Origin of the sequence: Mycobacterium sp. (assembly GCF_035314905.1) — a bacterium.
In the GTDB taxonomy this organism is placed as follows: domain Bacteria; phylum Actinomycetota; class Actinomycetes; order Mycobacteriales; family Mycobacteriaceae; genus Mycobacterium.
This window is the reverse complement of record NZ_DATFYW010000146.1, coordinates 1-8,698: the sequence shown is the minus strand read 5'-3', so window position 1 is coordinate 8,698 and position 8,698 is coordinate 1. Positions and strand designations below refer to the sequence as shown.

Annotated in this window: 8 protein-coding genes; 7 read left to right on the top strand and 1 reads right to left on the bottom strand. The window is 70.2% G+C overall.

Translation table 11 applies throughout. From position 1 onward, the window contains the following. The 5 genes from VKG81_RS12790 to VKG81_RS12770 form a co-directional block, all read left to right on the top strand. Positions 1–984: hypothetical protein (locus VKG81_RS12790; RefSeq protein ID WP_324396438.1), on the top strand; the 984-nt coding region annotated here is incomplete at its 5' end. Positions 985–986: 2 nt separating this feature from the next. Continuing rightward, positions 987–1,640 carry a DUF4129 domain-containing protein gene (locus tag VKG81_RS12785; protein ID WP_324396437.1) on the top strand — a complete coding sequence of 218 codons (654 nt, stop codon included), beginning with the start codon at positions 987–989 and terminating at the stop codon, positions 1,638–1,640. Beyond that, the gene (locus VKG81_RS12780; protein WP_324396435.1) at positions 1,637–2,779 is read left to right on the top strand and encodes a DUF4350 domain-containing protein; all 1,143 of its coding nucleotides are present in this window, start codon (positions 1,637–1,639) and stop codon (positions 2,777–2,779) included. Before VKG81_RS12785 ends, VKG81_RS12780 begins: the two co-directional genes overlap by 4 nt. Beyond that, on the top strand, positions 2,776–3,747 hold the full coding sequence (locus VKG81_RS12775) for a MoxR family ATPase (protein WP_324396433.1): 972 nt from the start codon (positions 2,776–2,778) through the stop codon (positions 3,745–3,747). Before VKG81_RS12780 ends, VKG81_RS12775 begins: the two co-directional genes overlap by 4 nt. Next, positions 3,747–5,093 (top strand): DUF58 domain-containing protein, encoded by a 1,347-nt coding sequence (locus tag VKG81_RS12770; protein WP_324396431.1) that lies wholly within the window; start codon positions 3,747–3,749, stop codon positions 5,091–5,093. The genes VKG81_RS12775 and VKG81_RS12770 overlap by 1 nt, the downstream gene beginning before the upstream one ends. A gap of 11 nt (positions 5,094–5,104) precedes the next feature. Here VKG81_RS12770 and VKG81_RS12765 read toward each other — a convergent pair whose 3' ends face one another. Further along, a complete protein-coding gene (locus VKG81_RS12765; RefSeq protein ID WP_324396440.1) occupies positions 5,105–6,097 on the bottom strand; it encodes a stage II sporulation protein M in 993 nt (330 codons plus the stop codon). Between the two features lie 32 nt (positions 6,098–6,129). On the opposite strand from VKG81_RS12765, the gene VKG81_RS12760 reads away from it, so the two are divergent. Further along, positions 6,130–6,963, top strand: coding sequence for an RDD family protein (locus VKG81_RS12760; RefSeq protein ID WP_324396429.1), 834 nt, complete (start codon positions 6,130–6,132; stop codon positions 6,961–6,963). A 921-nt stretch (positions 6,964–7,884) separates the two neighbouring features. Next, positions 7,885–8,698: hypothetical protein (locus VKG81_RS12755; protein ID WP_324396427.1), on the top strand; the 814-nt coding region annotated here is incomplete at its 3' end.

The following is an 8,698-nucleotide window of genomic DNA, read 5'->3' as shown; positions in this document are numbered from 1 at the left end:
GGGTATCCGCCGGCGCTCAAACCGGGCGTCATCCCGCTGCGCCCGCTGACCCTCGGCGACATCTTCAATGGCGCGGTCGCATATATCCGCGCGAATCCCAAAGCGACGCTTGGCTTGACGACGATCGTCGTGATCATCGCGCAGATCATCGGGTTGATCCTTCAAGTCGCTCCGCCGGCAGCCACCGGGAATTTCACACCGCTGCGCGGCGAGCACGTGTCGAACGCCGCCCTGGCCGGATCAACGGTGGGCGCCATAGCCAGCGTCGTCGCCGTCGGCCTGTCGGCGATTCTGTTGAGCGGCATGCTGACCGTCGTCGTCGGCCGAGCGGTGTTCGGCGCGCACATCACGATCGGCGAAGCCTGGGAAAAGGTCCGTGGTCGGCTGCCGGCGTTGATCGGCCTCACGGCCCTGGAAGCCGCCGGCGCGGCCGTGCTGATCGCCGCGGTGGTGGTCGTCATCGTCGCCGTCGACGCCGGCGCCAACGGCGGGATCGCGTTGGTCACCGGCATCCCGCTGGTGATCGGCCTCGTCGCCGCACTGGCCTATCTGGGCACCGTGCTGAGTTTCGCGCCCGTCGTGATCGTGCTGGAGCGGCTGCCGGTATTCGCCGCGATCGCGCGGTCGTTCGCGTTGGTGCGCGGCTCGTTCTGGCGGGTGTTGGGCATCCGGCTGCTTGCTGCCGTGGTGGCAGGGCTCGTCGCCAGCGCCGTCGCAATCCCGTTCACCGTCGCCGGTCAGCTGCTGACGATCGGCGCGGCCTCGACCGGTGCCGTCCTCGTCGCGCTGGTGCTGCGGTCCGTCGGCAACGCGATCGGGCAGATCATCACCGCGCCGTTCAGCGCCGGCGTCGTCGTGCTGCTCTACGCCGACCGCCGGATCCGGGCCGAGGCATTCGATCTGGTGCTGCAGACGGGCGCCGCCGGCGCGCCCGCCGGCCCCGCAGGGTCCACCGACCATCTCTGGTTGACCCGGCACCCCTGAGCATGCCGATGGTGATCGTCGACCGCGACGCCGCTCACGACGCGGCCCAGCGCGAATTGTCGAAGCCGAGCTATCCGAAGGAATCGATCACGCAGCGATTGTCGGACTGGCTCGACGATTTCATCTACCGGCTGGTCATGAAGGGGTCGTCGATTCCCGGCGGCTGGCTCACGATCGCGGTTCTGGTCACGCTGCTGGCGGTGGCGGTGGTCATCGCCGTGCGGGTCGCCCGCCGGACGATGCGGACCAACCGCGGCGCCGACTACCAGTTGTTCGGGGGCGCCGAGTTGAGCGCCGCCGAACACCGTGCCACCGCGGAACGATTTGCCGCCGAAGGCAATTGGGTCGCAGCCATCCGTCATCGGCTGCGGGCCGTGGCACGTCAGCTGGAAGAGGACGGCGTGCTGAACCCCGTGCCCGGCCGAACGGCCAGCGAGCTCGCCCGCGACGCCGGCCAGTCGGTGCCCGAGCTGCGCTCCGAATTGGCCGGTGCGGCAACGTCGTTCAACGACGTGACCTACGGCGAGCGGCCCGGCACGGAATCCGCATACCGCACGATCGCTGATCTGGACGAACGGCTGCGCTCTCGGCGTCAGGCTTCCGGCCCCGCCGCGGGGTCCGGCGCGGCTCCGGGTTCGTGGGCCGAAGTCCAATGAGCATTGCAGCGCCGGTTCACGACACCGCGCCGCCCCAACGGTGGCGGACGTGGCGGTGGGTGCTGCTGGCGCTGCTGGTCATCGTCGCGGTCGCGGCCATCGGCACGTACCTGACCGCGCCACGCCCGGGTGGCCGGATGGACGCCGACTCCACCGGACCCGAGGGGGCGCATGCCCTGGTCGCTCTGCTGCGCGACCGCGGAGTCGACGTCGTCGTGGCCCACAACGTCGACGAGGTCGAATCGGCAGCGCGACCCGATTCGCTGCTACTGGTGGCCGAAACGTATTTCCTCGTCAACGACGACGTCGTGGGGCGACTCGCCGGCGTACCCGGCGACCGTCTGCTCGTCGAGCCGGTGACCACGATCCGCGACGCGCTGGCCCCGGGAATCCGGATCACCAGCGCAACCACGATGGGCGGGGAACCCAACTGTGACCTGCCAGAGGCCGTTCGGGCCGGACCGGTGGAATTCGGCCCCGGCGGCACCTACGAGGCCGCCGGGGACACCGCGCTGACCCGCTGCTACGACGGTGCAGTCGTGCGATACCGCGACGGTGATCGCACGATCACCGCGGTCGCCACCGGCGACTTCATGACCAACTCCGGCCTGCTCAAGGAGGGCAACGCCGCCCTGGCGATGAACCTCGCGGGGCGGCAACCACGCCTCATCTGGTACGCGCCGCAACACTTTCAAGGTGAAAGGACGCGCGGGACAGACATTGTCGACCTGATACCGGACAACGTCGGCTGGATGGTCTGGCAGCTTGCACTGGTGGTCGCCGTGGTGGCGTGGTGGCAGGGTCGACGCATGGGTCCGCTCGTCGCGGAGAACCTGCCGGTGGTGGTGCGGGCGTCCGAGACCGTGGAGGGCCGCGGCAGGCTGTACCGGTCGCGGCGCGCCCGTGACCGGGCCGCCGATGCGCTGCGCACCGCCACACTGCAGCGGATGCTGCCGCGCCTGGGCCTCGGCCCCAAAGCCGACCCGTCGGCGGTGGTCACCGCCGTTGCCGAGCGCAGCCACGCGCGCTACGACGCCGTTCAGCACACTCTTTACGGCCCCCCGCCGGCGACCGACACCGACCTGGTGGACCTCGCCCGCGAACTCGACGACATCGAAAGGCAGGTCGCAGACTCGTGACACAGCAAGCCCCGGCCCAGTCAGCGGAGGCGGCGCGCACGGCGTTGATCGCGTTGCGCGCCGAGATCGCCAAGGCGGTCGTCGGCCAGGATGCCGTGGTCAGCGGGCTGGTGGTCGCGCTGCTATGCCGCGGACACGTGCTGCTCGAAGGGGTGCCCGGGGTGGCCAAGACACTGCTGGTGCGGGCGCTGGCCGCCGCGCTGCAACTGGATTTCAAGCGTCTGCAGTTCACCCCGGACCTGATGCCCGGCGACGTCACCGGTTCGCTGGTGTATGACGCGCGCACCGCGGCGTTCGAATTCCGCGCCGGGCCGGTGTTCACGAACCTGCTGCTGGCCGACGAGATCAACCGCACCCCACCCAAGACGCAGGCGGCGCTGCTGGAGGCCATGGAGGAGCGGCAGGTCAGCGTCGAGGGACAGCCGCGGGCGCTGCCCGACCCGTTCATCGTCGCGGCGACGCAGAACCCGATCGAATACGAGGGCACCTACCAGCTGCCCGAGGCGCAACTCGACCGGTTCCTGCTCAAGATGAACGTCCCGATTCCCCCGCGCGACCAGGAGATCGAGATCCTCGACCGGCACGCCCGCGGCTTCGACCCCCGCGACCTGTCGGCGGTGCAAGCCGTCGCCACGGCCGACGACCTGGCCGCCGGCCGGGCGGCCGTGCGTGGGGTGCTGGTGGGAGACGAGGTGATGGGCTACATCGTCGACATCGTCCGCGCGACCCGCCAGTCGCCATCGCTGCAGCTGGGCGTGTCTCCGCGCGGAGCGACCGCGCTGCTGGCCACCGCCCGGTCATGGGCGTGGCTGTCGGGGCACAACTACGTCACGCCCGACGACGTCAAAGCGATGACCCGCCCGGTGCTGCGGCACCGCGTCGGGCTGCGCCCGGAGGCCGAGCTCGAAGGCGCGACGCCCGACGGCGTGCTCGACGGGATCCTGGCGTCGGTCCCGGTGCCACGCTAGTGATTCTGACCGGGCGCACCGGGCTCGTGGCGCTGCTCTGCGTGCTTCCGGTGGCCCTTTCGTCCTGGCCGGCAACCACTTTCGTGGTGCTGCTCGTGGTGTTGGCGGCGCTGGTCACGTTGGATGTGGCCTTGGCCGCCAGCCCCCGCGCGCTGGAGTTCGGCCGCGACGGCGACACTCCCCCGCAAGCGGGAGGTGCCCCCACGGCGCGGCTGGGGCAGCCGGTGGACACCGTCCTGCAGGTGGCGAACGCAGGCCGCCGTCGCTTTCGCGGCCAGGTGCGCGACGCATGGGCCCCCAGCGTCAGGGCCGAACCTCGCGCGCACGTCGTCGACATCGCGGCAGGCCAGCGGCAGCGGGTCGTCACCCGGCTCCGGCCGATCCGTCGCGGCGATCAGCATTCGGCGGCAGTCACGGCCCGGGCGATCGGGCCGCTCGGGCTGGCCGGCCGGCAGCGTTCGCAGCAGGTGCCGTGGCAGGTCCGGATCCTGCCGCCGTTCCTGAGCCGCAAGCACCTGCCGTCGCGGCTGGCCAAGCTGCGCGAGATGGAAGGCCTACTGCCGGTGCTGATCCGCGGGCAGGGCACGGAGTTCGACTCGCTGCGCGAGTACGTCGTCGGCGACGACGTGCGGTCGATCGACTGGCGCGCCACTGCCCGGCGTGCCGACGTGGTGGTGCGCACCTGGCGGCCCGAGCGCGACAGGCGGGTGGTGCTGGTCCTCGACACCGGCCGCACGTCGGCCGGCCGGGTCGGCGTCGACCCGACCGCAGGCGACCCGGGCGGCTGGCCGCGGCTGGACTGGTCGATGGACGCGGCGCTGTTGCTGGCCGCGCTGGCGTCCCGCGCCGGCGACCACGTCGACTTCCTCGCACACGACCGGGAGGTGCGGGCCGGCGTCTTCGGCGCGTCGCGCACCGAGGTGCTGGCCCACCTGGTGGAGGCGATGGCCGCGTTGCAACCGGCGTTGGTGGAGTCCGACGCGGCGGCGATGGTGGCGGCGGTGCAGCGGCGCGTTCGGCGGCGGGCACTGGTCGTGCTGCTGACCGACCTCAACGCGTCGGCGCTCGACGAAGGGCTGATGCCGGTGCTGCCGCAGCTCTCGTCGAAGCATCAGGTCATCGTCGCGGCGGTTGCCGACCCGCGGGTGGACCGGCTCGCGGCGGGCCGGTCGGACGCCGCGCAGGTCTACGACGCCGCCGCCGCGGAGCGCTCCCGCAACGAGCGCCGCGCGATAGCGGCCAGGCTTCGGCGCGGCGGCGTCGACGTCGTCGACGCGCCGCCGGAGGAAATCGCGCCGGCACTGGCGGACCGGTATCTCGCGATGAAGGCCGCGGGCCGACTCTGAGCGCGCGAGCGTCAGCGGATGAGGTCGACGTCCGGCGCGTTCTGCACGTCCCCGGATTCGCCTGCGGCCGCGGCGCGTCGGCCGAAACGGATGATGTAGGTCAAGAACAGCACCTCGGCGACCACGCCGATGCCGATGCGGGCGAAGGTCGGCAGGGGCGAGGGCGTGACCAGCGCTTCGATCAGGCCGGAGACCAACAGGACGCCGGCCAGGCCGACAGCGACGGCCCCCACGGCGCGGCCCTGCTCGGCGAGCACCTGCAGGCGGGGGCGGTTGCCCGGCGAGATCACCGACCAGCCCAGCCGCATGCCCACCGCGGACGCGAGGAACACCGCGGTCATCTCCAGCAATCCGTGCGGGGCCAGCAGCCCGAGGAACACGTTACCCTTGCCGGCGTCGAACATCAGCCCGGCGGCCGCCCCGAGATTCGCCGCGTTCTGGAACAGCACGTAGGGGATCGGCAGGCCGAGCAGTACCGAGAACGCGATGCACTGCGCCGCCACCCAGGAGTTGTTCACCCACACCTTCAAAGCGAACGACCCGGCCGGATTCTCGCTGTAGTACGCCGCGAAATCGTGGTTGACCAGCTGGTCGATTTCACGGGGAGTACCGACCGCGGACTGCACCTCCGGGTTGCCGCCGACCCACAACGCGATCACCACGGTGACGAGGAAGAACACGATCGCCGTGGCCAGCCACCAGCGCCAGGCCCGGTACGCCACCACCGGAAACGACACCGTCCAGAATCGGGCGAACTCGCTCCACAGCGGCGCGTGCGCGCCGGTCACAGCCGAGCGGGCCCGCGCCACCAGGTTCGACAGCCGGCCGACGAGCACGGAGTCGCCAGATGCGGACCGCACCATCGACAGATGCGTCGACACACGCTGGTACAGCTCGACGAGTTCGTCGATCTCGGCACCGGACAACCCGTGCCGACGTTTGACCAACTGCTCCAGCCGGTCCCACGTCGGGCGGTGGGCCAGCACGAACGCGTCGACGTCCACCCCGGCGAGCATACGGCGTAGCCTTCGGCGGTATGTCCGACGTGGTGACCGGGGACGCCGTCGTCCTCGATGTGCAGATCGCGCAGCTGCCCGTGCGCGCGGTCGGCGCGTTGATCGACATCCTGGTGATGTTCGCCGGCTACTTGATCGGTGTGATGCTGTGGGCGGCGACCTTGGCACAGACCGACCCGGCGCTGAGCGCCGCGGTGCTGATCATCTTCACGGTGCTGGTGCTGGTCGGCTACCCCGTCGCGTTCGAGACCGCAACGCGTGGCCGATCGCTCGGCAAGATGGCGATGGGGTTGCGGGTCGTTTCCGACGACGGCGGCCCCGAGCGTTTCCGCCAGGCGCTGTTCCGCGCGCTTGCCGGTGTTATCGAGATCTGGATGTTCTTCGGCGGCCCTGCCGTGATCTGCAGCCTTCTGTCGAAGAGGGGCAAGCGGATCGGCGACGTGTTCGCGGGCACAGTCGTGATCGGTGAACGCGGCCCGCGGTTGGCGCCACCGCCGGTGATGCCGCCGTCATTGGCGTGGTGGGCGTCGTCGCTCGAGCTCTCGGGCCTCTCCGTCGAGCAAGCCGAACTGGCACGCCAATTCCTTTCCCGCGCACCGCACCTGGAACCTCGCGTGCGCGATCAGATGGCCTACCGTATCGCGGGCGACGTGGCGGCAAGGATCTCACCACCGCCGCCGCCGGGCGTTCCCGCACACCACGTGCTGGCCGCGGTCCTGGCCGAGCGGCACCGCCGGGCGCTGGCGCGGCTGCGCCCGTCACCCCCAGCCCCGGTGCCGGTCGCCGTCCCGGCCCAGGGCCCGCCACCGGCCGCACCGACGCAGAACACCAACGGCTTCACACCGCCGGCGTAGCGCCGCTCAACGGCCAACGACGGCATCGACTTCCGCATACATGCCCGCCCCGTAGTGGCCGGCGATGTTGCAGAGCAATTCGCGGCGTTGGCGGACGGGCCGCGGCCGGGAGAGGTTAGTCGCCCTGAGAACTGGGGTGATTCGTCACCGCGCAGCGAGTGTGGGCCGAGCGGCCCGAGTCCCCAGCCTAGTCGGGTGATCTCTTTGGTCGCAGCGGTCACGACCCGATATCTCTCGGTGCGGCAGCGGTGCGGTTGTGCTGGCGCGTGGATGCATCGGAGTGCGCTGCGGCGCACTAGAACTGACCATGAGACCGGGCGCAGACTCATGAAGCTGCGGCCCTAGGTGCGCAGGGCCAGGAGTGACGGTGCCTCGAAAACGCAGTGTTACACGCGGATGTCGGACCGAGGCGGCTGCCCCCAGGGCGGGCAGCAGTGGCGGCGGGCAGGGTGGATGTCGACCAGCACGGCAGCACGAGCCACCCGGTTTGGGCGTCGTGCCAGTCGCCGTCGAGGCTGCGGACTGTCACTGCGGCCAGGCCGCGCTAGGGAGCGAGGGCGGCCCGGCCGACCTCGTCGTTCGATTTCGCGCACGCCTGGCGCGGCCATCACCGCGACCGCGCCAGCGATCGGCACGAAGCGGGGGGGGTGGATCTCAGGTAGGTCCATCGGCCGCTGTGGGGATGTCTTGCTATCGATCTCGCTACATACGGACTTAGCGTTGAGCTGCGCCGGTCCGCTCAGCGGACCGCACTCTTGCCCATAACACCCGGATCGACGTCCAATCGATAGTGCGAGAAAAGGTGCACCTCGGCACGAAAGACGCACCGTCCAGATGGCAGTTACGAAGTCGACACTGGATCGGAATAGGACGGCGCAGAGGCATTCACGCCGACATCACATGCAAGAAAGGACAAGTTCAATGGGCAAATGGCAGTTAACCGATGTCACCGCCGCGGCGGGCGGCCCCGACGCGAATCCCGGCGCCGACCTCGCGGGGTACGTGTTCGCCGCCCAGGGCACCAAACACGTGCTCAATTTGGGGGGCCTTGACGCGCACGTCGATGAGCTGTGGTGGGACATCAACGGCTGGCACACCAACGACCTGACCGTCGCCGCCGGCGCCCCGGACCCACTCCCCAATAATCCGCTTGCGGGGTACGCGTTCAACGCGCAGGGCACCCAGCACGTGCTATTCGCCGGCCGGCTTGACAGCCACATCTACGAGCTGTGGTGGAGCGCCCTGGAAGCTGGCTGGCAGTTCAATGACCTCACCGTCGCTGCCGGCGCCCCAACGACGTCGTGGGGCGACGCCCCACCGATCGGCCTTGTCGGCTACGCGTTTGAGTCCCAGTTCACCCAGCACGTGATCTATCACAGCGCCGACCACCACATCCACGAGCTGTGGTGGAACGCCGGCGGCTGGCATCACAATGACCTGACCGCCGCCACCGGCGCCCCGCCCGGCTTCGTCCTCGCGGCATACGCGTTTGAGGCGCAGGGCACCCAGCACGTGATCTATACAGGCGTATCTGACAACCACACCCACGAGCTGTGGTGGGACGCCGGCGGCTGGCATCACAACGACCTGACCGTCGCCGCCGGCGCCCCGCCCGGCGATGTCGGTCAGCTTGCGGCGTACGCGTTTGAGGCGCAGGGCACCCAGCACGTGATCTATACAGGCGTATCTGACAACCACACCCACGAGCTGTGGTGGGACGCCGGCGGCTGGCATC

Excerpts from the sequence above, each read along its gene's own strand:
- VKG81_RS12785 (WP_324396437.1), top strand. The coding sequence starts at position 987 with ATGCCGATGGTGATCGTCGACCGCGACGCCGCTCACGACGCGGCCCAG.
- VKG81_RS12780 (WP_324396435.1), top strand. The coding sequence starts at position 1,637 with ATGAGCATTGCAGCGCCGGTTCACGACACCGCGCCGCCCCAACGGTGG.
- VKG81_RS12760 (WP_324396429.1), top strand. The coding sequence starts at position 6,130 with ATGTCCGACGTGGTGACCGGGGACGCCGTCGTCCTCGATGTGCAGATC.